This is a genomic window from Saccharopolyspora shandongensis (assembly GCF_900106995.1).
Classification (GTDB): Bacteria; Actinomycetota; Actinomycetes; order Mycobacteriales; family Pseudonocardiaceae; genus Saccharopolyspora; species Saccharopolyspora shandongensis.
This window is the reverse complement of record NZ_FNOK01000002.1, coordinates 1-21346: the sequence shown is the minus strand read 5'-3', so window position 1 is coordinate 21346 and position 21346 is coordinate 1. Positions and strand designations below refer to the sequence as shown.

Below are 21346 nucleotides of genomic sequence, written 5' to 3'. Positions count from 1 at the left end.
GGACCCACGGACACGGGCACCCGATGAACCCCACTTCGCCGGGCATCCGCGCTTCCTCTGCGCGAAGCGCGTCGGGAAGTCACATATCGGACGGAACGCCTTAACGGCGTCGTCACATCGATGATCGCCGGAGAGCGTCGAAACGTTGCTTCCAAAGCGAAATTTCTGCGCCCATCTTTACCGCCCGGCCCGGCCGCGAGACCTGACCTGCGGATATGTGCCGAGGGAAGCAGAGCGGGGCCGCCGGAGACGACTCCGGCGGCCCCGCGGAAAACCGATCAGATCGGCAGGCGGCGGAAGATGGCGCGCGGCACGTGCCGCAGGATCGACATCACGAACCGGAACTGCGCGGGGGCGTACACCAGCGGGCTGCCCTTGCGGACGCCGTTCACGATCACCTCGGCGACGCTTTCCGGGGTGTTCGCCATCGGCGCGGCCTTCATGCCCTCGGTGAGCTTGGTGTGGGTGAAGTTCGGCCGCACGACGGTCACCTTGACGCCGTGTTCCTCCAGCGCGTAGCCCAGGCCGGAGAAGAACACGTCCAGGCCGGCCTTCGAGGAGCCGTAGACGAAGTTCGACCGCCGCGCGCGCTCACCGGCGGGGGAGGACATCACCGCGATGTTGCCGTGGCCCTGCTTGCGCAGCTTCGAGGCCAGCAGCACGCCCAGCGACACCGGGGCCGTGTAGTTGATGTCGGCCACCGCGCGGGCCGCCTCGACGTCGCTCCAGCCCTTCTCGTTGTCGCCCTGGATGCCGAAGGCGATCAGCGTGACGTCGACGTCTCCGTCGGCGAAGGCCTTGTCGATGACCTCGGCGTGCGTCTCCGGCTTGCGGGCGTCGAACGTCAGGATCGACACCGTGCTGCCGGTCTTGCGCAGCCGCTCGGCGGCCTGGTCCAAGCGCTCCTGCTCCTCCGGGCGGTCCGCGAGGATGATGCGCAACGGGCGCTGCTCGGCGTACTTCTGCGCCGTCGCCAAAGCGATGTCGGAGGTCCCGCCGAGGACGAGCAGGGACTGGGGGTTTCCAACGGCGTCGATCACAGCTCAAGCCTCCGGCTCATGTCTGAAGCGAAAATGCCTTCGGGGTCAACGGATTGGCGAATCTTGCGGAACTCGTCGACTCGCGGATACATCTTGTGGAACGTCTCCGCCGTGGTCCGCGAGTCCTTCGCGGTGTAGAGCCGACCGCCGATGCCGAGCACCATCTCGTCGAGATCGGCGCACAGCCGGGAGAGGCCCGGCTTGATCGGGAAGTCGACGCAGACCATCCAGCCGGGGTGCGGGAACGACAGCGGCGCCCGGTTGCCCTCGCCCATCTGCTTGAAGACGTTGAGGAACGAGTAGTGCCCGGAGTGCGCGATCCGCAGCAGGATCCGGCGCAGGTCCTCGTGCGCGTTCAGCGGCGTGCTGAACTGGTACTGGAGGAAGCCCTTGGAGCCGTAGGCCCGGTTCCACTCGCCGAACATGTCCAGCGGGTGGTAGAAGGCGGTCAGGTTCTCCACCACGCCGAGCTTGCGCTTGGGCGACTTGCGGAACCACGCCTCGCCGAGCGCGCTGAAGGTCAGCTTGTTGGCCAGCCCGTTGGGGAACACGTCGGGCAGCGTCGCCAGCTTGGGCGCGTCGAACTTCAGCGGGTCCGCGCGCAGCTTCGGCGGCAGCTCGTCCAGCTTGGCCAGCGAGCCGCGGCTGAACGCGGCGCGGCCCAGCTTGGGGCCGGTGGAGATGGCGTCGAACCAGCCCGAGGAGTACGTGTACTTGTCCTCGGAACCGTTGCTGACCAGCTCCAGCGTCTCGTCGAGGTTGTCGGTGCGCTCGAGGTCGGCCACGAAGTACGCGGTCTCGGTCCGGGTCATCTTGATCTTGGCCCGGACGATGATGCCGGTGAGGCCGATGCCCGCGACGGTCGCCCAGAACAGGTCCGACTCGTCGCCGTCCGGCGTCACGGTCCGGACCTGCCCGTCCGCGGTGAGCAGGTCCATCGACAGCACGTGGTTGCCGAAGCTGCCCGCGCTGTGGTGGTTCTTGCCGTGGATGTCGTTGGCGATGGCGCCGCCGATGGTCACCTGCCGGGTGCCCGGCAGCACCGGTACCCACAGGCCGTGCGGCAGCGCCGCCCTCATCAGCTGGTCCAGGCTGACACCGGCGTCCACGTCCACGACCGCGGTGTCCGGGTCGATGTCGTGGATCCGGTTCAGCCGGGTCATGTCGACGACCACACCGCCGGCGTTCTGCGCGACGTCGCCGTAGCTGCGGCCCAGTCCGCGGGCGAGGACGCCGCGCTCGTCGGCCTTGCGCACCGCCTCGACGATCTTCCCGACGTCGGGGGTGCTCAGCACGCGCGCCTGCGTCGGCGCGGTGCGGCCCCAGCCGAAGAGTTCCTTGGTTTTGAACGCGGTCATCAGAGACTGAGCCTCCGGGAGAGGTCGGAGCGGAAGATGCCCTCCGGGTCGACCGAGGCGCGGATCTTCCGCCACTCCTCGATCCGCGGGTACATCTGCTCGATCATCTCGGCCGATGTACGGGACTCCTTGGCCAGGTACAACCGGCCGCCCGCGCCCAGCACCATCTCGTCGAGCTCCTGGCACAGCCGGTCCAGGCCCGGCGTGATCGGGATGTCGACGGTCAGCGTCCAGCCCTTGCGCGGGAACGACATCGGCGCCTGGTTGCCCTCGCCGAAGGTCTTGAGCACGTTCAGGAACGACACGTGGCCGGACGAGCTGATCTTGTCGATCGAGCGGCGGAACATCGCCTCCTGCCCGAAGGGCACCATGAACTGGTACTGCAGGAAGCCGTTCGGGCCGTAGACCCGGTTCCACTCGCCGACGAGGTCCAGCGGGTGGAAGAACTGGGTGATGTTCTGCACGAGGCCGAACTTCGTCGGTGCCTTGCGGTACCAGACCTCGTTGAACGCGGTGATGGTGAGCTTGTTGACCAGGCCGTTGGGGAAGACCGGTGGGGCGGTCATCAGCTGCGGCGCGTTGAACTTCAGCGGATCCTTGCGCAGCTTCTTCGGCAGGTCCTCGATCCGGGCCGAGTTGCCGCGGGTCAGCAGCGCGCGGCCCAGCTTGTCGCCGCGGGCCAGCGAGTCGAACCAGGCGACCGAGTAGACGTAGTTGTCGTCCGAGCCGTCGGTGAAGTGCTCGATCAGCTCGTCGAGGTTCTTCGTCTGCACGTTGTCGACCAGGAAGTACGCGGTCTCGACGCGCTTGAGCTTGATCGTCGCCCTGGTGATGATGCCGGTCAGGCCCATGCCGCCGACCGTGGCCCAGAACAGCTCGGCGCCCTCGCCGTCCGGGGTCAGCGTGCGGACCTCGCCGTCGGCGGTGAGCAGGTCCAGCGACAGCACGTGGCTGCCGAACGAGCCCTGCGAGTGGTGGTTCTTGCCGTGGATGTCCGAGCCGATGGCGCCGCCGATGGTGACCTGGCGGGTGCCCGGCAGCACCGGGATCCACAGGCCGTGCGGCAGCAGCCGGCGCATCAGCGTGTCCAGCGACACGCCCGCGTCGACGACGACGATCGCGTTGTCGACGTCGATCTGGTGCACCCGGTCGAGGGCGGTCATGTCGATGACGGTGCCGCCCGCGTTCTGCGACGGGTCGCCGTAGCTGCGGCCCAGGCCGCGCGCGATGACGCCGCGCTCACCGGCCTCGCGGACCGCCTTGGCGATCGCCTCGACGTCCGGGGTGCTGACGACGTGCGCCCTGGTGGGCGCGGTGCGCCCCCAGCCGGTCAGCGTCTGAAGCTCGTCCTTTACCGATCCCACCCAGCCGAGTCTATCCGCGCTGGAGCGGCCGATACGGGCGGGTACATCCGGTCCCCGGCGGTGTGCGATACGTCATCGCTACACTCCTTCGGGACGTTCGTGGAGTTCGATCTCCCGCGTCCTCGGCGTCCAGCCGGGTGCCCAGGTACCGAATGCCCTGTCGTCGGATCCCGAGGTGAACCAGTGGCCGTGGCCGAACCCGCAGCCCAGACCGAACAGAAGCGCCTAGGCGTCTTCAACCAACTGTTCCGCTTCGTTCTGATCGGTGGCGTCTGCGCCATCATCGACTTCGGCACCTACTCGCTGATGCTGGGCGTGTTCGGTTGGCCGGTGTGGCTGTCCAGGGGAATCAGCTTCATCCTCGGCACTTCCACGTCGTACGTGATCAACCGCAAGCTCACGTTCCAGGGCGCGAACACCGGCAACACGAAGGCCAAGGCCGGTGCCTTCGCCCTCGTCTACATCGTCACGTTCTTCGTGAACTGGGGCACCAACCAGCTGCTGGTCGTGCTCACGGGCGCCGAAGGCACGCCGTGGATGATCACTGCGTGCTGGGTCGCGGGCCAGGGTCTGGGCACCCTGATCAACTTCGTGATGCTCAAGTGGGTCGTCTTCCGCGACTGACTCGTCGCGACACCTCGAAAAGCTCCGTTTCTGCTGGTGAAAGCCCGTGAGTACTTTGTGTCGCTATAGCAGCACAAAGTGCTCACGGCACCTGACCAGCGGAAACGGAGCTTTTGTCGGTGCAGGGCCTGGCACTGCGCGCTCGTGAGCGCTTCTACCGGTGGGAACCGGAGGTGCCGCTCACGAGGTCAGTTGCGGAAGCCGGTGCCGCGGGCCGGGGCGCCGTAGGCGTCGGAGCGGGTCGCTTCGATGTGCGCCGTGGCCACGTGCGCGAAGTTCACCGCGAAGCGGCCGCCGTCGGCAGTGGTGAGCGACTTCGTGCTGCCGTTGGTCATCAGGTCGGCGAGCACGTCGCGGAGCGCGTCGGCCTCGGCCGGGTCGAGCGCGATGTGCAGCGGCTGGCTGGCTCCGGCGAGGTGCAGCACGAGTCCGGGTCGTGTCTCGGGCATCGGATCTCCCAATCGCAGCCGCCCCGACGACCCGCCGAGGCGGAGTTTCCCCGCAGCGCGAGGGCTTCCACGCCCCAGCCGACCACGAATCCCCGTGCCCGAACACCCGATTTCACCCTGAGCGGACTCGAGAACCCGGTCCCACCGGCGCTTTTCGCTCACGGCGTACCCGCTTCGGCCGGGCGGAACCGATTTCAGGTGCCTGCGTCGAACGGGATAGGCGTGGGCGGTCGTTCGCCTGCGAACGTGGAGGTTCTTCTGTGATGCGTCGTCGTCTCGTCGGGGCGTTGCCCCTGCTCGCCGCTCTGCTCGTCGGGTGCGGTGCGCCGCCGTCGGCTCCGGCCGATCAGCCCGCACCGACCGCGCCGTCGACCCGGACGACAGCGCAGCCCGCCCCGGCGCCCGACCCCTTCGACCTCGCCGCGGCGCTGGCACTGATCGAGGGGCAGGGGTTCACCCCGGATCCGCCGGAAGGCCGGCTCAACGGGCCGATCCGGGCGATCCACGCGATCTGCACGGGCAGCGCCAACGGCCGCTGCCAGGCGGTCTTCTTCTTCGACGGGCAGCAGTTGGTGCACCGGGTGGACGTCGGCCTGGTGAACATCCTGTCGCAGGACGGCAAGGCGGTGCGGGTGGAGTTCCCGGTGTACGCCGCCGGCGATCCGAGCTGCTGCCCGAGCGGCACGCCGACGCAGCACACGATCACGGTGCAGAACGGGCGGCTCGACGCCCAGCCGCCGGTCGGCTTCGAACCGAACTACCCCGGTGACTACTGATCCCCCGGGCTGACGCCGGTCGGTTCACCCCGGAACCGGAAAGCACCAGCCTTCGGCGCGCGGCCGAAGGCTGGTGCTTCGCTCCAGGGACCCCGCACGGGGAAGCCCCTACTGCTCGGGTTCTTCCTCCGGGGGCTCGAATGCCTTCACGTCGTTGCGGTCGTCGCTGTTCGGGACGTCGCCCGGCAGGTGGACCGTCTTCGACAGCGGGCCCGGCGTCCAGGTTCCCCAATGGGTTTCCTGGTGCACGTCCATCGCCGCCTGCGCGGGCAGCGCGTCCGGCTCGTACGGGTCGACCGCGTACAGCGAGCCCCAGTCCCGGTGGATGTTGTTCTTCAGGTACGTCGGCAGCTCGCGCATGCTGGTCGACACGTTGAGCCAGCCGAACGGCCCGCCGGCGTCCGGCGACGACCAGCCCTGCCCGATGTCGCGCACCTCGGCCCCGGCCGCCACCCGGAACTTCGGGATCTCGGCGATGCCGTTGTGCACGCCCGGCAGCTGCAGGCACGGGTGCACCAGCGCGGCCGTCCACTCCACGAACGTCGGCTGGTCCCGGACGAAGTCGGTCATGTTCACCAGCTGCGGCGCCCGCGGCGCGCTCACCGCGACCCAGCCGTTCGGGCCCAGCGAGTTGTCGGTGGCCACCACGCGCATCTTGGTGGCGCCTTCGGACTTGCCGCCGATGGTGAACCGGAAGTCCCGCCACGCCGGGCCGGGCTGCTGCACCACGTACTTGCGCTCGGTGATCAGGAAACCGGCGTCGGTGTCGCGGCCGAACTCCAGCGCCACCGAGTTCGCGCCCAGCTCCGCGCCCGCCAGCGAGAGCACTACCGGCACCTCGCCGGTCTTCGCCCGCTCCGGCAGGTCGTACCACTGGGTGCGCAGCTCGCCGGTGCCGAGGCCGGCCGGGTCGTAGCTGCCCCACACCGGCGCGTTGTCGTTGCCGAACTGGTGCGGCGGCTTCCAGTCGGTTTCCTGCATGTCGGAGCCGTCGCCGGGCGGCAGGCCGGGCCGGTTGAAGCCGACCATCTTGGCCCGCATGTACTGGTCGGCGTCCTCCTTGCCCTCCAGCCGCTTCGGCGGGATGCCGATGTCCGCGTCCTCCGACGGCGCCGCGGTGCCCGGCTGCTCACCGGACACCCGCAGCATGCCGGACTGCGGGTTGGTCTCCACGTAGACGTAGTCGGACAGGCCGCAGCTGGAGCCGACGATCTGCTTGATGTTGTCCGAGCCGAGGCTGTAGCTGCCCCACTGCTTCTGGATGACCTTGCCGAAGTTGGCGAGCTCGAAGAGCACCAGCAGCGCGCACAGGATCGACAGCGGCGCGGTGCCTAGCCGCAGCGCCCGGCTGCGCTTCTCCTCGCGCCCGAAGCGCTCGTCGACGACCTTCGGGTTGTTCTCGTCGATGCGCAGGTGCTCTATGAACGCCACGATCAGCGCAATCCCGGCGACGACGAGGAAGATCGTGCTCAGCTTGTAGTCGCTGATCTCCGGCGGCATGTTGAACCACGGCACGCCCCAGCCGGAGACGTACCACCAGGCGTTCGGGCCGGTGGCCGTGAACGCCAGGATCACCATGAGCATCGCGAGGAAGCCCGCTCGGTTCCGGCGGGAGCGCAGCACGGTGCTGCTGGTGGCCAGCGCGGTCAGCGCCGCCAGGGCACCGCCGAAGGCGGCGAAGATGCCGAAGTGGTGCGACCACTTGGTGGGGGTCAGCACCAGCACCACGAAGGACAGCGCGGTGACCGCGAGCAGCCGTCGGCTCGGGCCGAGCGCCGCGCCCCGGATGCGGCCGCGCCGCAGCAGCACCACGGCGCAGGTGGCGAGGCAGAGCATCACCAGCAGCACCGGGAACCGGCGGGTCAGCGAGCCGTCCGGCGTCTGGCTGAACAGCAGGTTGTAGCGGCTGAGCTCCTCGTACCAGCTCTGGCTCGGGCCGAGTTCGGTGCGCAGCTTCGTGGCGTCCATGACCGACTGCCAGGTCTGGTCGGAGAACACCAGGGTCAGGATCACGAACCCGGAGGCCGCGATCGGCGCCAGCACCGGCAACCAGCCGAACTCCTGGGCCCGCTTGCGGACCAGCCGGAACAGCGGCTTCAGCGCCGCCACGAACGGCAGCACGGACACCATGCCGTGCGGGTTCGCCCCGACCGACAGGGCCGCGACGACCAGGCCCAGCGCGGCGGGCATCAGCCGACTGGTCGCCACGGCCCGCTCGACCGAGCACAGCGCCAGCAGCGAGAACAGCACCACGACCGGCTCGGGCCGCAGGCCGTTGTTGTAGGGCAGCCAGAACGCCAGGAACACTGCGGCGGCGGCCCAGCCGGCGGCGTTGCTGCGCCGCACCTGCTGGCCGAGTCGCGGCAGCACCTCGCGGCTGATCAGCAACCAGCTGACGATGCCCATCAGCAGCGCGGGCAGCCGCACCCACGGCGTCGCCGTCGAGATCTGCACCCACAGCGAGTACAGCTCGTAGAACCAGCCGAACGGCGCCTCCGGGACGCCGAACCAGCGGAAGTAGTTGCTGACGTAGCCGAAGCTCTCGCGCGCCCGCGCGATCGTCAGGATGTAGCCGTCGTCCGAGGTCATCGCGCCGATGACCCACCAGACGACGAGCGCGCCGATCACCGAGACGTCGCGGAACGTCGGCTTCCACCAACCGGCGGGGGCCCACTTCGGCGGGCGCCGGCCGGCGCGCACGTCCAGCCGCCGCAGGCAGACCACGGAGCCGATGAACGCCAGCACCGCGAGCGCGATCGCGACGCCCTTGATCGTGGTCGCCTGGCTCTCGTAGCGGTTGTCCACGCGGGCCTCGAAGGACAGGCCGTGCACGTCGTCGATGCCGTCGTTGAGCCCGGAGTAGATGCCGGTCAGCTGCGGGCGCTGGTCGCCGCGCAGGTTCGCCAGCGACTCGCCGCCGACGGTGGCCGTGGTGCCGTACGCGTCGGAGTGCAGCGAGAACGAGCAGTCGCCCGCGGGCAGCGGCACCGTGCCCACCTGCTGGCCCTTGGTCAGCATCGTCAGGTGGCCGTTGTCGACCTGCAGCGTCAGGCCGGTCAGCTTGCCGTAGTCCGACGTCGGCGGGTTCGTGCTCAGCACCGTGGCGGGACCGTTGGTGCGGGCGTCCAGGCTGCGCACGGCGGCGCACGGCACCTCGGCGTTCAACCACACCGGCGAGTAGCTCACCAGCGGCGCCGACACCGACTTGGTGCCTTCCGCCGTCGGCCACTTCAGGGTCGTGATGTTGTAGTTGACGGGGAGGAACGGCACCGCCAGCGCGAGCACCGTGCCGAGCAGCCCGAAGATCGACGCGAACAGCTTCAGCCGCCTGGCGGACGGTTGTCTGCGTTCGGTCTCGGATTGCGCCGAAGCATCGTCCGTTCGGCGGCTTTCTTCCTGGCCACTGAGCACGGGTGGAGGATAGTAGCCGCTGGTCCGAGCCTTTTCGCGGCATTCCGCCGGTGTGCAAACGACCACTCGGACCGGTGCCGTGAGCTGCGGTCTCAGGTAGCTCTCAGGCCAGTCTCAGGCTCCCGTAACCGTCCGGTGACCGCAGTTTCAATTGAAACTGACACGGATCAGCGGCGGTAGAACTTCTCCTGCTGGCCCTGGCGGAGCAGCCGCAGCCACTCCTTGAACGCCTTCGGGTCGCGCTTCTGACCGACGAAGTACATGCCGAAGCGGAGCACCTCCAGCGCGCCGATCTTCCGCATCCCCGGCTGCGACAGGAGGTAGCCGCGGTTGCGGTACGTGTAGTAGCGCTTCGCCGCGTCCGACGGGTCCTGGGCGTGGAACCGGCCGCCCAGCATCGGCTTGAACTCCGCCGAGCCGTCCGGGTGCAGGAACCGGGTCTTCAGCGTGGTGCCGAACGGCAGCCCGGAGCGGACCACCCTGCGGTGCACCTCCACCTCGTCGCCGCGGAAGAACAGCCGGTAGTCCGGCACGCCCACCACGTCCAGCGTCGATGCCCGGAACAGCGCGCCGTTGAACAGCGACGCGATGCCCGGCAGGAAGTCGTCGCCGCCGAGCTCGCTGACCCGGCGCTTCCAGGTCAGGCCGCGGCGCAGCGGGAACGCCAGCTTGTCCGGGGTGTCGATGTTCACCACGACGGGCGACACCGCGGCGAGCCGCCGCTTCTTCGCGACGTCCAGCAGCGTCGACAGCGCGTGCTCGTCGGCGGGCCGGCCGTCGTCGTCGCCCAGCCACACCCACTCCGCGCCGAGCGACAGCGCGTGCAGCATGCCGAGCGCGAAGCCGCCGGCGCCGCCGAGGTTGCGCTGCGAGACCAGGTAGGTCGACGGGATCGGGCAGTCCGCCACCACGTCCTGCGCGGGCTGGTCCGGTCCGTTGTCGACCACCACCAGGTGATCCGGGAGTCTGGTCTGACTCGCGATCACCTTCAGGGACTCCGCCAGCAGCTCGCGACGGTGCCTGGTGACGATCACCGCGACTACGGATCCGGCGGGCAGCTGCTGTGCGGAGTCGGTGCTCATGCGCCTTCTTTGCTCCCGATCGTGGCCGCGGATTCGCCGATCCGGGCCAGGGTTTCCTCGCTGAGGTGCTCGAAGGGGTCGTAGCCCTTGTAGTGCGTCAGCACTTCGCGGAGCGACCCCTGCTCCCGCATCCCGCCCTTGTCCATCCAGATCGCGGTGCTGCACAGCTCGATCAAGAACTCGTCGGAGTGCGAGGCGAAGACCAGGATGCCCGATCGCTTCACGAGGTCGTTGAGCCGGTCCCGCGCCTTCTCCAGGAACTCGGCGTCGACGGCGCCGATGCCCTCGTCCAGGATCAGGATCTCCGGGTCGATGGAGGTCACGACGCCCAGCGCGAGCCGCACGCGCATGCCGGTGGAGTAGGTGCGCAGCGGCATCGCCAGGTAGTCACCGAGCTCGGTGAACTCGGCGATCTCGTCGATCCGCTTCTCCATCTCCTTGCGGTTCATGCCGAGGAAGAGGCCGCGGATGATGATGTTCTCGTACCCGGAGATCTCCGGGTCCATGCCGACGCCGAGGTCGAACACCGGGGCGACCTTGCCGACCACCCGCGCGCTACCCCGGGTGGGCTCGTAGATGCCGCTGAGCAGGCGCAACAGAGTCGACTTGCCGGCGCCGTTGTGCCCCACCAGGGCGACGCGGTCGCCGTGCCGCAGCGACAGGTTGATGTCGTGCAGTGCCTCGATGATCGGCACTCGGCTGTCGGTGCCGATCTTGCCACCCGCCTTGCCGAGCACGGCCTTCTTCAGCGAGCGGGACTTCGCGTCGAAGATCGGGAAGTCGACCGCTGCGTTCCAGACGTCGATGCTGACCACAGTTCCTCAGCTCCCGATCAGACCCAGTAGGTGATGCGCGCGCGGTAGTTGCGCAGGACGACCAACGCGAGCGCCCATCCCACGACCGTGCAGGCGAGGACCACGATCCAGTGGTACAGCAACTGATCCTGCCCGATCAGCGGGTCGCGGATGATTTCGATGTAGTGGTAGAGCGGGTTCAGGTCCGCGAGGTTGGCGCGCCAGCCGAGTTCCGGTGCCTTCGCCTTCAGGATGTCGGCGTTCCAGACGATCGGGGTCATGAAGAACAGCAGCGTGGAGAGGCTGTTGATGACCGGCGGGATGTCCCGGAATCGGGTGGCGATGATGCCGAACACCAGCGCGACCCAGCCGCCGTTGAGCATCAGCAGCATGAAGGCCGGGATGGCCGCGATCACCGTCCAGCTGATCGGCATCTGGAAGATCGCCAGCACCACCAGGTAGACGATCATGTTGTGCGCGAACAGCAGCGACTGCCGCCACACCAGGCGCAGGACGTGCACGCTGATCGGCGAGGGCAGCTGCTTCATCAGGCCTTCGTTGGCGATGAAGACCTCGGTGCCCTCGGTCAGGCAGCCGAGGATGAAGTTCCAGACGATGAAGCCGACCGTCAGGTACGGCAGGAACGTCCGGATTTCCTGGCTGAACAGCTGCGAGTAGAGCAGGCCGAGCGCCGTCGCGGTCATGCCCATGCCGATGGTGATCCATAGCGGGCCGATGACCGAGCGCCGGTAGCGCTGCTTGATGTCCTGCCATCCGAGGTGCGCCCACAGCTGTCGCTGTTGGAGCCCGTCGTTGATGTCCTTGAACGCCTTGCGCCAAGTCCGCGACGACGTTTCGGGGGGCGCGGGGGGGCTGTCTACCGTGCTCGTGGACTGCACAGTGCGTCAGAGTACCGACCTCGGGTGTGCCCCTCCGGTGTGGGCATCACTCGACGGCGTAGCGCCCGTCTGACGGCGGGCGCACAGCCTCCACGGAGCGTCACAGGTACTGGCCGGTGCCTCGCTGGTGGCCGGGTTCGACCTCGCCGCCGCTGCCCGCCGGCAGGCCTCGGCGCATCTGCTCCAGCTGGGCCCGGGCCGCCATCTGCTGCGCGAACAGCGCCGTCTGCAGGCCGTGGAACAGGCCCTCCAGCCAGCCGACCAGCTGGGCCTGGGCGATCCGCAGCTCCGACTCGGACGGCGTCGACTCCTGGGCGAACGGCAGCGACAGGCGCTCCAGCTCCTCGATGAGCTCCGGGGCGAGGCCCTGCTCCAGCTCGCGGATCGACGACTGGTGGATCTCCTTGAGGCGGGTGCGGCTGGCCTCGTCCAGCGGTGCCGCCCGGACCTCCTCCAGCAGCTGCTTGATCATGGTGCCGATGCGCATCACCTTGGCCGGCTGTTCGACCAGGTCGTTGATGTCCTCGCCGCGCTCCGGCTGCTCGTCGGAGCTCAGGGCGGCCCCGATCGGCTTGCCGTCCTCGCCGACGACGAACACCTGCGGCCGGCCCTCACTCGGATCGTGGGTCATGTCTCCATCCTGGCTGGTCGACGTTGCTCGCGGAAATCCGGGGCGAGCGGCGTTCTCACGCGAAAACGCCGCCCGTCCGCACGCAGGATGCCGGTTTCACGCGAAAACGTCAGCAGCCCTGCCGGGCGCGAGTGATGCGATATCTGCCACCCGGCAGCGAGAACGCCGCGCCCCGTACGTAACGTGTTCCCCATGGCGTTCGACGTCGCGGCTGTTCGCGGGCTCTTCCCCGCACTGGGCGACGGGTGGGTGCACCTGGACGCCCCGGCGGGCATGCAGGTTCCTGAACAAGTGGCGACCGCGGCGTCCACCGCGCTGCGGGCCCCGGTATCCGGTCCGGGCGGGATCTTCCCCGCATCGCAGCGCGCCGAGGCGATCGTGGAGGCCGCCCGTCGCGCTTTTGCGGACCTGATCGGTGCCAACCCGGCCGGGGTGGTGCTCGGGCCGAACTCCGCCGTTCTGCTGCAACGACTCGCCGACGCGCTCGGCGACGGCTGGATGATCGGCGATGACGTCGTCGTCTCCCGGCTGGACCACCCGGCCAACGTCGCGCCGTGGCAGCGCGCGGCGCAGCGCTCCGGCACCACGGTCCGGTGGGCCGAGGTCGACATCGAGACTTGCGAGCTGCCCACCTGGCAGTACAAGGAGCTGGTCACCCCGCGCACGAAGGTCGTCGCGATCACGGCGGCGTCGGGCGCGGTCGGCTCCCGGCCGGACGTGCGGCAGGCCGCGGACGCCGCGGCCGAGCAGGGCGCGCTGGTGGTGGTCGACGCTTCCTCGGCGGCGCCGTTCGTGCCGTTGGACATCACCGCGATGGGCGCGGACGTGGTGGCGGTGAACGCCTCGGCGTGGGGCGGGCCGCCGGTCGGGGCGCTGGTGTTCAAGAACCCGGCGATGCTCGACCAGCTGCCGTCGGTGGCGCTGGAGCCCGGCGCGCGCGGCCCGGAGCGGCTGGAGCTCGGCCCGCACGCCCATCCGCTGCTGGCCGGGCTGGTGGCCTCGGTGGACTACCTGGCAGAGCTGGACGATTCGGCGGTCGGGCCGCGCCGGGAGCGCCTGCTGACGTCGCTGGGCTCGGTGAAGTCGTACCAGGCCGGCCTGCTGGCGAACCTGACCAACGGGCTGCGGAAGCTGCGGCACGTGATGGTGATCGGCGACGCGATGCGCCGGGTGCCGTCGATGGCGTTCACGGTGAACGGGGTCAAGGCGGAGGACGCGGTGGAGCACCTCGCGGATCGGGGCGTCTGCGCGTTCGCGGATCCGGGCACGCACGGGGTGTTCGCGGTGCTGGGCGTCGGCGAGGTCGGCGGTGCGGTCCGGGTGGGCCTGGCGCACTACACGAACGCCTCCGAAGTGGACCAGCTGGTCCGGGCCGTCGCCGAACTCAGCTGAAGTTCCCAGGCGGGTTGCGAGTCAACGGCCTGTTCGCCTGCTCTATCGGCGCAAACGGTCCGTTCGCTCCAACGGCCTGCGCGGGCCCCGGGTCGTGAGTGCTTTGGAGCGCTACAGCAGTCCAAACCACTCACGAGCCCTGACCGGCGCGAATGGTCAGCGGACGAGCAGGATCTTGCCGCGGACGTCGCCCGCTTCCAGCATCGCGTGCGCTCGCGCCGCCTCCCGCAGCGGCACTCGCTCGTGCACCAGCGTCCGCACCTCGCCCGCCTCGACCAGCGGCCACAGCCGCTCCCGCACGTCGGCGACGATCGCCGCCTTGCCCTGCGGCCCTTCCACCGGCCGCCCGCGGAGCCCGAGCACCGACAGGTGCAGCCGCTTGACCAGCATCTTCCCCAGGTCCAGCTCGGCCTTCCGGCCGCCCTGCATGCCGATCACGGCCAGGTGCCCGTCGGGCGCCAGCGCGGACAGGTTGCGGTCCAAATAGGACGCTCCCATGTTGTCCAGGATGACGTCCGCGCCGCCGAGTTCCTTGACGATCGCGACGAAGTCCTCGTTGCGGTAGTCGATGACCGGGGCCGCGCCGAGGTCGGCGCACAGCTGCCGGCTCTCGGCGGATCCGGCGGTCGCCGCCACGCGCGCGCCGAGCGCCTTGGCGATCTGGATCGCGCTGGTGCCGATGCCGCCGGCGCCGCCGTGCACGAGCAGCAGCTGTCCGCTCCGGAGTCCGGCCTCCATCACCACGTTCGACCACACGGTGCAGTTGACCTCGGGCAATCCGGCGGCTTCGACGAGGTCCACACCGGCCGGCTTGGGCAGCACCTGCGCGGCGGGCACCGCGACCCGCTCGGCGTAGCCGCCGCCGGCGAGCAGCGCGCACACCTCGTCGCCGACCTGCCAGCCGGTCACGCCTTCGCCTATTTCGGCGATGGTTCCGGCGCATTCCAGCCCGAGGATGGTGCTGGCGCCCTTCGGCGGCGGGTAGTTGCCCTGCCGCTGGCTCAGGTCGGCGCGGTTGACCGCGCTCGCCACGACGTCGATGAGCACCTCGCCCGGGCCTGGCCGCGGGTCGGGGTGTTCGGTCCATTCCAACACGTCCGGTGCGCCCGGCTCGCGGATCGAGATCGCGTACATACTCTGAACGGTAGTCGCGGTGGACGGTTCGCAGCGCGTGGTGCGGCGAGTCCGAAGTCGACCGGACAAGTCGGGAAAAATGGGAAATAGTCCCTGCTTCTTAACTCTTCCCGGCGCAGGCTTGACTTCGTTGAGTGATCCTCTCAAGGCTAGCCAACACAAAAGTCCACCCGAAGCGGGGAGCATGATGAGTTCGCGAACCATCACACCCAAGCGCTCGGCGGCGGCTCTGGCCGCGACGTGCGCGGCCGCGTTGCTGACCGTCACCCCGGCCAGCGCGGCGCCGGCCGACCTCGGCTCGACCATCAACGGCAACGCCGTGAACCGTCACCTGATCGCGTTCCAGCGGATCGCCGACCAGAACGGCGGCAACCGCGCGTCCGGTCAGCCGGGCTACGAGGCCAGCGTCGACTACGTGGCGGGCAAGCTCCGCGGCGCGGGTTTCGACGTCACCACGCCGGAGTTCACCTACCAGGCCTACTTCCTGGACTCGTTCAGCCTGGCGGTGGCCGGTCAGCCGGTCGAGGGTGACGTGCTCGAGTACTCGCCGGCCACCCCGCAGGGCGGCGTCACCGCGCCGCTGGCCGTCGCCCCGGTCGACGACACGCCGGGGTGCTCCGCCAGCGACTACGACGGGCAGGACATCACCGGCAAGGTCGTCCTGATCAAGCGCGGCGCTTGCACCTTCGGGGAGAAGGCGAAGTTCGCGGGCGAGCGCGGGGCAGTGGGCACGATCATCTACAACAACGTGGACGGTGCGCTCAACGGCACGCTCGGCGACCCGGACATCTCGAAGATCCCGGCCGCCGGTGTCACCAAGCAGGTCGGCGAGGCGCTCGCCGGGCAGGCCGGCGCCGAGGTGAAGCTGGACGTCCAGGCGCGCCTGGAGACCGTCACCACCCGAAACATCGTGGCGCAGACCCGCACCGGTCGCACCGACAACGTCGTGATGGCCGGCGCGCACCTGGACAGCGTTCCCGAGGGCCCGGGCATCAACGACAACGGCACCGGCAGCGCGGGTCTGCTGGAGGCGGCGTTGAAGCTGGGCGGCAGCCCGAAGGTCAACAACGCGGTCCGGTTCGCGTTCTGGGGCGCGGAGGAGTCCGGCCTGGTCGGGTCGACGCAGTACGTGCAGGGCCTGAGCTTCGAGCAGCAGCTCGACATCGCGCTGTACCTGAACTTCGACATGATCGGTTCGCCGAACGCCGGCTACTTCGTCTACGACGGCGACGGCTCCACCGGCGGCCCGACGGGCCCGCACGGCTCGGGTCAGATCGAGCAGGACTTCGTCGCCGCGATGGCCAAGCAGGGCGTCGAGGTGGAGGGCGACGAGTTCGACGGCCGTTCCGACTACGGCGAGTTCATCGCGGTCGGCATCCCGGCGGGCGGCCTGAACACCGGCGTCGAGACGCTCAAGACCGAGGAGCAGGCGGCGAAGTGGGGCGGCACCGCGGGCGTCGCCTTCGACCCGAACTACCACGCGCCCGGTGACAATCTGTCCAATGTGGACCGGGTCGCGCTGGAGCGGAACGCCAAGGCGCTGGCCGCGGTGGTCGACGGCTACTCGAAGAGCACCGAGGCGGTCAACGGGATGCAGACCCGCGCCGAGCGCGCGCAGCTGCGTGCCGCGCGGGTCTCCCTGATGGCGCAGCACGACGCCCCGGTGATGACCAAGGCCGGTCACCACAACCTGGCCTGATCGACACCTGCGGGAAAACTCGCAGCAGCGCACGGGGCATTTCCGGCGGCTAGCCCGCCGGAAGTGCCCCGCCCCGCTCCCGGTGGTCCGCAATTTCAATGAGGTTTTTTCACCGTCGTTTTGCGTGGCGGTGCGGGTGGCGGAACCTCAGAGGCTCCCTGGTCTGTGGGTGCCCTGACTTATGTATGTCCAATACACGGCGTCAGGGCCGTCCTCGCCGAGGGAACCCCGGAGGGGTGGGCACCGTGAACCCGCGGCGGTGCAAGTGTCGTAGGTGGGTTATGCGCCTGCGGCGCATGCGACACCCCATCGACGTGCACCTTTGCGACCCGCGACTGCGGGCCGACCAGGATGAAAAACGCTCATTGAAATTGCGGAGGAAGTCACCCGGCGGGGTGGTTGTCGCAGTCTGAACGAAGGGGATGTCGTGAAACGTGCCGTTCTCGCGGTCGCCGCGGTCGCCGCGGCTCTGGTGGCGCCCGCCGCCGATGCGGCGCAGCCGGTGCGCTTCGCGACGTTCAACGCCTCCCTCAACCGCGCCGCCGAGGGCGAGCTGGTCGCGGATCTGTCCACACCGGACGATCCGCAGGCCCGGAAGGTGGCCGAGGTGGTGCAGCGGGCCCGCCCGGACGTGCTGCTGCTCAACGAGTTCGACTACGTCGAGGGCGGCGCGGCGGTCGACGCCTTCCGCGCCAACTACCTGGCGCACGGCCAGGGCGGCGCCGACTCGATCGACTACCCGTACGCCTACACCGCCCCGGTGAACACGGGCGTGCAGACCGGGATGGACCTGGACAAGGACGGCACCGTCGGCGGCCCGGGCGACGCCTACGGCTTCGGCGTCTTCCCCGGCCAGTACGGCATGGTGGTGCTGTCGAAGTACCCGATCGGCGAGGCCCGCACGTTCCAGCGGTTCCGGTGGGTGGACATGCCGGGCGCGCAGCTGCCGGACGACCCGGCGACGCCGCAGCCCGGCGACTGGTACTCGCCGGAGCAGCTGGCGGCCCTGCGGCTGTCGTCGAAGTCGCACTGGGACCTGCCGATCGAGGTCGGCGGGCGGACCGTGCACTTCCTGACCTCGCACCCGACGCCGCCGGCCTTCGACGGCCCGGAGAAGCGCAACGCCCTGCGCAACCACGACGAGATCCGCTTCTGGGCGGACTACGTCAGCCCGGGCAGGGGTCGCTACATCTACGACGACGCGGGCGTCTCCGGCGGTCTCGCGCCCGGCGCCCGGTTCATGATCGCGGGCGACCAGAACTCCGATCCGGTCGACGGCGACAGCAACGGCGCCCGCCAGATCCTGAGCGCCCCGCGCGTCATCGACCCGCTGCCGGGCAGCGCCGGAGCGGTCGAGGCGAGCCTGGCGCAGGGCGGCGCGAACGCGGATCAGCGCGGCAACCCGTACTTCGACACCGGCGACTTCAACGACAAGGCGCCCGGCAACCTCCGCGTGGACTACGTCCTGCCGTCGGCGCCGCTGATCCCGTTGCGCGCCGGGGTTTTCTGGCCGGCGTCGAACGACGAGCTCGCCCGCCTCAACGACGCCTCGGACCACCACCTCGTCTGGGCCGACCTGCTGAACTGATCGGGGACGAATCGGGGGCTCACCGGATTCGCCGGGCACGGCCGCCGTTCGAGGCTTGGCGGCATGAAAACCCTGATAGCCGCAGTGGCGGCAAGCGTGCTGCTGGCCCCGGTTGCGGCGGCCGAGCCCACGCGCCTCGCACTCCCCGAACCGACCGGCCCGCTCGCGGTCGGCAAGACCACGCTGCACCTGGTCGACCACGACCGCCCCGATCCGTGGGTGCCAGAGGAGAACCGCGAGCTGATGGTGTCGCTGTTCTACCCGACCGAGGACCGCGAGGGGCCGCGCCGAGTACGTCACGCCCGAGGAGTCGCGCCTGATCCTGGCGGGCCTGCGGGTGACCGGGGTTCCCGAGGAGATCCTGAGCACGACCCGCACCCATGCGGTGGCGGATGCGGAGCCGCTGGACCGGAAACTGCCGCTGGTGGTGCTTTCGCCCGGGCACAGCTTCTCGCGCTCGTCGCTGACCGGGCTGGCCGAGGACCTCGCCAGCCGCGGCTACGCCGTCGCGGCCGTGGACCACACCTACGAGGCGAGCGCGATCACGTTCCCGGACGGCCGGATCACCGAATGCCTGATCTGCGAAACGAAACCGGACGGGCCGACCATCGCGCGTAGCCGCGCGATCGACGTCTCGTTCGTGATCGACGAGCTGACCGGATCGGGCCTGATCGACGCGGACCGCATCGCGATGGCCGGCCATTCCCTGGGCGGCGCTGCCGCGGCGCACGCGGTGCGGGAAGATCCGCGGATCCGCGCCGGGGTCAACATGGACGGCACCTTCCAGCCGGAACTGACCGAAGATCTCGACCGCCCGTTCCTGATGCTGGGCGCGGACAAGCACGGCCGGCCGGGCGCGGACGAAACCTGGGACGCCAGCTGGCCGCACCTGACGGGCTGGAAGCGCTGGCTTTCCGTTGCGGGCACGGCACATTCGTCGTTCACGGACTACTCGATCCTGGCGGAGCAGCTGGGAATCGACGTGGGAGGCGAGCCGATGACCGGCGATCGCACGGCGCAGATAACCAGGGCCTACGTCGCCGCGTTCGTGGACCTGCACCTGCGGGACCGGCCGCAGCACCTGCTGGACCGCCCGTCCCCGCGCTACCCCGAGGTCCGCTTCGAGAACCCGTGACGTCGGGAAGAGCACCAGGGCTTCGCGGCGTTGGGGATCACTTTCCGGAGGGCTCGGGCAAGCTCGCCTCGGAGGCGCCGGATGGCTGGCGGGTTGGCGATTTCGCGCGAAATCGCCGCCCTGAGTTCCAGGCGGTCGGGCCTCGCTCGTGCCCGCGTCCCGTTCTGGAACGGCCCCTTGGGCAGAATCGGGAGGACGTTGCGGAACGCCGGTCGAAGGCTCGGCAAGATCGGGAGGTCGCCCGGCGAGTGCCGGGCTGGAAGAGGTGGGGCAGTGGTCGATATCTTGCTGGTCACGGGCAGCACGCGGAGCGGTTCGACGAACACCGCCGCGCTGCGCACCGCGCTGGCGGCCGCGCCGGACGGCGTGACGGTCGCGCTCTACGAGGGGCTGGCCGAGCTTCCGGCGTTCAACCCCGACCAGGACACCGATTCGCTGCCCGCACCTGCCGCCGATCTGCGCGGCCGGATCGCCTCGGCGGACGCGTTGCTGTTCTGCACGCCGGAATACGCGGGCACGCTGCCCGGCAGCTTCAAGAACCTGCTCGACTGGACCGTCGGCGGCCCGGAGATGCACGAGAAGCCGGTGGCCTGGGTCAACGTCGCTCCGGAGGGGCGCGGGAACGGCGCGTCCGAAACGCTCAGGACGGTCCTGGGCTACCTGAGCACCGACATCATCGAGGCGGCCTGCATCCGCCTGACCGTTCCGCGCGGCGCCGTCGGGCCTGACGAGACGATCGAGGATCCGCAGGTCCGCGAGGGACTGCGGGATGTTCTCCGCACGATCGCGAAGCACGTGGGATGACCGAAAACGGGCGTCGGTTCCGGGACGTGAACCGACGCCCGCCCCGATCGCCGCTGGCGCGTCAGCGCCAGGTGGCGATGGCCTCGGTCGCCCCGATCGGCTGGTACTTCAGCACGAAACCGGTCGTGTCGGCGGGGACGTCGAACACGACCTTGCCGCTTCCGCTGTCGCCCTTGGAGAGCAGCGTCGCGAACAGCATCCCGTCCATGTTGGTGCCGTTGGGCGCGGCGTTGGGGTACTCGGTGCCGGAGGCGTCGGCCAGCATGAACGACGTCGCCGCGACGGCCCCGCCGTCACCGCCGAGGAGTTCCGCCTGGACTTCGACGACGACGTACTTGCCTTCCACCGGGGCTTCCGAGAATTCGGTGAAGTCCTTCGGTGTGCTGGCGGTGATCGCGAATTCGCTGCCGTCGTTGGCCGCGCCGGCCTTTTCCCCGAATGCGGCCTCCCGCGGCAGCTGCTCCGCGGGTTGCTGGGGCTCCGCGGCCGCCTCGACGGTGCTTTCAGCAGGAGCAGCCGCGTCGCGGGTCTCCCCGTTTCCGCAGCCGACCAGGCCCATCAGCAGCAATGCGGAAATCGGGGCGATCAGTTTCTGCACTTTTCCTCATCAGCTCAAACGAATGCGAACGTTGGCATGGTGCCAGTCGCGGGCACCCGCAACAACAAGATCAACTAACTGATCCGGAATTCATTGAGGCTTTTCCAACCTCGTTTTGCGTGGCGGTGCGGGTGGCGGAACCTCAGAGGCTCCCTGGTCTGTGGGTGCCCTGACTTATTGATGGGTAACTCAAATGTGGCGTGGTCGTTGGTTATGGTGTGAAGGTGACGGTGTTTGATGTCAAGCGGCTTTCGCCTGCCTCGCAAGAGGATTTGCGGCGGCGGGTGGTCGCGGCGGTCGAGTCCGGGCGGACGCAGGCGGAGGTCGCGGAGACCTTCGGTGTGGGGCTGCGGTCGGTGTCGCGTTGGGTGAATGCGTTTCACCGTGCGGGAAACCGGGCCTTGGACGCGCGGAAACGTGGCCGGCGTCCCGAGGAGCAGAAGGCGCTGACCGCACGGCAGCAGGCCCGGGTGAAGCGGGCGGTGGTAGGCAAGTTTCCCGATCAGCTGGCGCTGCCGGGGCTGGTGTGGACCCGGGGGCAGGTCACGGAGCTGATCGAGCGCTGGTT

At 69.3% G+C, this 21346-nt stretch carries 19 protein-coding genes; 8 read left to right on the top strand and 11 right to left on the bottom strand.

The features are described 5' to 3' along the window. Positions 1 to 278: 278 nt before the first annotated feature. The 3 genes from dprE2 to dprE1 (BLW84_RS01850) are packed head-to-tail and all read right to left on the bottom strand — an operon-like array spanning position 279 to position 3762. Entirely contained in the window at positions 279 to 1040 is a 762-nt protein-coding gene (gene dprE2 / locus BLW84_RS01860) for a decaprenylphospho-beta-D-erythro-pentofuranosid-2-ulose 2-reductase (RefSeq protein WP_093260582.1), read from the bottom strand. Next, complete coding sequence (gene dprE1, locus BLW84_RS01855; protein WP_093260580.1) at positions 1037 to 2398, bottom strand: decaprenylphosphoryl-beta-D-ribose oxidase; 1362 nt, start codon at positions 2396 to 2398, stop codon at positions 1037 to 1039. Before dprE1 (BLW84_RS01855) ends, dprE2 begins: the two co-directional genes overlap by 4 nt. Beyond that, positions 2398 to 3762, bottom strand: coding sequence for a decaprenylphosphoryl-beta-D-ribose oxidase (gene dprE1, locus BLW84_RS01850; RefSeq protein ID WP_093260578.1), 1365 nt, complete (start codon positions 3760 to 3762; stop codon positions 2398 to 2400). The genes dprE1 (BLW84_RS01855) and dprE1 (BLW84_RS01850) overlap by 1 nt, the downstream gene beginning before the upstream one ends. 183 nt (positions 3763 to 3945) lie before the next feature. On the opposite strand from dprE1 (BLW84_RS01850), the gene BLW84_RS01845 reads away from it, so the two are divergent. After that, positions 3946 to 4386 carry a GtrA family protein gene (locus BLW84_RS01845; RefSeq protein WP_093260576.1) on the top strand — a complete coding sequence of 147 codons (441 nt, stop codon included), beginning with the start codon at positions 3946 to 3948 and terminating at the stop codon, positions 4384 to 4386. Between the two features lie 188 nt (positions 4387 to 4574). On the opposite strand, the gene BLW84_RS01840 is transcribed toward BLW84_RS01845, so the two are convergent. Beyond that, entirely contained in the window at positions 4575 to 4835 is a 261-nt protein-coding gene (locus BLW84_RS01840; RefSeq protein ID WP_093260574.1) for a hypothetical protein, read from the bottom strand. Positions 4836 to 5098: 263 nt separating this feature from the next. On the opposite strand from BLW84_RS01840, the gene BLW84_RS01835 reads away from it, so the two are divergent. Beyond that, the gene (locus tag BLW84_RS01835) at positions 5099 to 5611 is read left to right on the top strand and encodes an LppP/LprE family lipoprotein (RefSeq protein ID WP_093260572.1); all 513 of its coding nucleotides are present in this window, start codon (positions 5099 to 5101) and stop codon (positions 5609 to 5611) included. Positions 5612 to 5719: 108 nt separating this feature from the next. Here BLW84_RS01835 and BLW84_RS01830 read toward each other — a convergent pair whose 3' ends face one another. The 5 genes from BLW84_RS01830 to BLW84_RS01810 form a co-directional block, all read right to left on the bottom strand. Beyond that, positions 5720 to 9022 carry an arabinosyltransferase domain-containing protein gene (locus tag BLW84_RS01830; RefSeq protein WP_093260570.1) on the bottom strand — a complete coding sequence of 1101 codons (3303 nt, stop codon included), beginning with the start codon at positions 9020 to 9022 and terminating at the stop codon, positions 5720 to 5722. 167 nt (positions 9023 to 9189) lie between these two features. After that, complete coding sequence (gene glfT1, locus BLW84_RS01825) at positions 9190 to 10104, bottom strand: galactofuranosyltransferase GlfT1 (RefSeq protein WP_093260568.1); 915 nt, start codon at positions 10102 to 10104, stop codon at positions 9190 to 9192. Beyond that, positions 10101 to 10919 carry a galactan export ABC transporter ATP-binding subunit Wzt/RfbE gene (gene wzt / locus BLW84_RS01820; protein WP_093260566.1) on the bottom strand — a complete coding sequence of 273 codons (819 nt, stop codon included), beginning with the start codon at positions 10917 to 10919 and terminating at the stop codon, positions 10101 to 10103. Before wzt ends, glfT1 begins: the two co-directional genes overlap by 4 nt. A 17-nt stretch (positions 10920 to 10936) precedes the next feature. Further along, on the bottom strand, positions 10937 to 11797 hold the full coding sequence (gene wzm / locus BLW84_RS01815; protein ID WP_093260564.1) for a galactan export ABC transporter permease subunit Wzm/RfbD: 861 nt from the start codon (positions 11795 to 11797) through the stop codon (positions 10937 to 10939). Between the two features lie 100 nt (positions 11798 to 11897). Beyond that, the gene (locus tag BLW84_RS01810; protein ID WP_093260562.1) at positions 11898 to 12428 is read right to left on the bottom strand and encodes a bacterial proteasome activator family protein; all 531 of its coding nucleotides are present in this window, start codon (positions 12426 to 12428) and stop codon (positions 11898 to 11900) included. 192 nt (positions 12429 to 12620) lie between these two features. Between BLW84_RS01810 and BLW84_RS01805 the strand changes: the two genes are divergently transcribed. Next, the gene (locus BLW84_RS01805; protein ID WP_093260560.1) at positions 12621 to 13820 is read left to right on the top strand and encodes a cysteine desulfurase-like protein; all 1200 of its coding nucleotides are present in this window, start codon (positions 12621 to 12623) and stop codon (positions 13818 to 13820) included. A gap of 156 nt (positions 13821 to 13976) precedes the next feature. Here BLW84_RS01805 and BLW84_RS01800 read toward each other — a convergent pair whose 3' ends face one another. Continuing rightward, positions 13977 to 14954, bottom strand: a complete 978-nt coding sequence (locus BLW84_RS01800) for an NAD(P)H-quinone oxidoreductase (protein WP_093260558.1) — start codon at positions 14952 to 14954, stop codon at positions 13977 to 13979. Between the two features lie 187 nt (positions 14955 to 15141). Between BLW84_RS01800 and BLW84_RS01795 the strand changes: the two genes are divergently transcribed. The 4 genes from BLW84_RS01795 to BLW84_RS01780 all read left to right on the top strand — a co-directional run bounded on the left by BLW84_RS01795 (position 15142) and on the right by BLW84_RS01780 (position 20180). Next, positions 15142 to 16653 (top strand): M28 family metallopeptidase, encoded by a 1512-nt coding sequence (locus tag BLW84_RS01795; RefSeq protein WP_093261055.1) that lies wholly within the window; start codon positions 15142 to 15144, stop codon positions 16651 to 16653. A 427-nt stretch (positions 16654 to 17080) separates the two neighbouring features. Then, positions 17081 to 18241, top strand: a complete 1161-nt coding sequence (locus BLW84_RS01790) for an endonuclease/exonuclease/phosphatase family protein (RefSeq protein ID WP_093260556.1) — start codon at positions 17081 to 17083, stop codon at positions 18239 to 18241. Between the two features lie 337 nt (positions 18242 to 18578). Continuing rightward, positions 18579 to 19376 (top strand): alpha/beta hydrolase family protein, encoded by a 798-nt coding sequence (locus tag BLW84_RS01785; RefSeq protein WP_342743084.1) that lies wholly within the window; start codon positions 18579 to 18581, stop codon positions 19374 to 19376. Between the two features lie 273 nt (positions 19377 to 19649). After that, a complete protein-coding gene (locus BLW84_RS01780) occupies positions 19650 to 20180 on the top strand; it encodes an NADPH-dependent FMN reductase (protein WP_245760871.1) in 531 nt (176 codons plus the stop codon). Between the two features lie 61 nt (positions 20181 to 20241). Here the strand turns inward: BLW84_RS01780 and BLW84_RS01775 are convergent, their stop codons facing one another. After that, entirely contained in the window at positions 20242 to 20778 is a 537-nt protein-coding gene (locus BLW84_RS01775) for a DUF4352 domain-containing protein (protein ID WP_093260552.1), read from the bottom strand. Positions 20779 to 21002: 224 nt separating this feature from the next. On the opposite strand from BLW84_RS01775, the gene BLW84_RS01770 reads away from it, so the two are divergent. After that, positions 21003 to 21346, top strand: a 344-nt coding sequence (locus BLW84_RS01770; RefSeq protein WP_177226215.1) for a helix-turn-helix domain-containing protein, incomplete at its 3' end; no start/stop codon positions are given.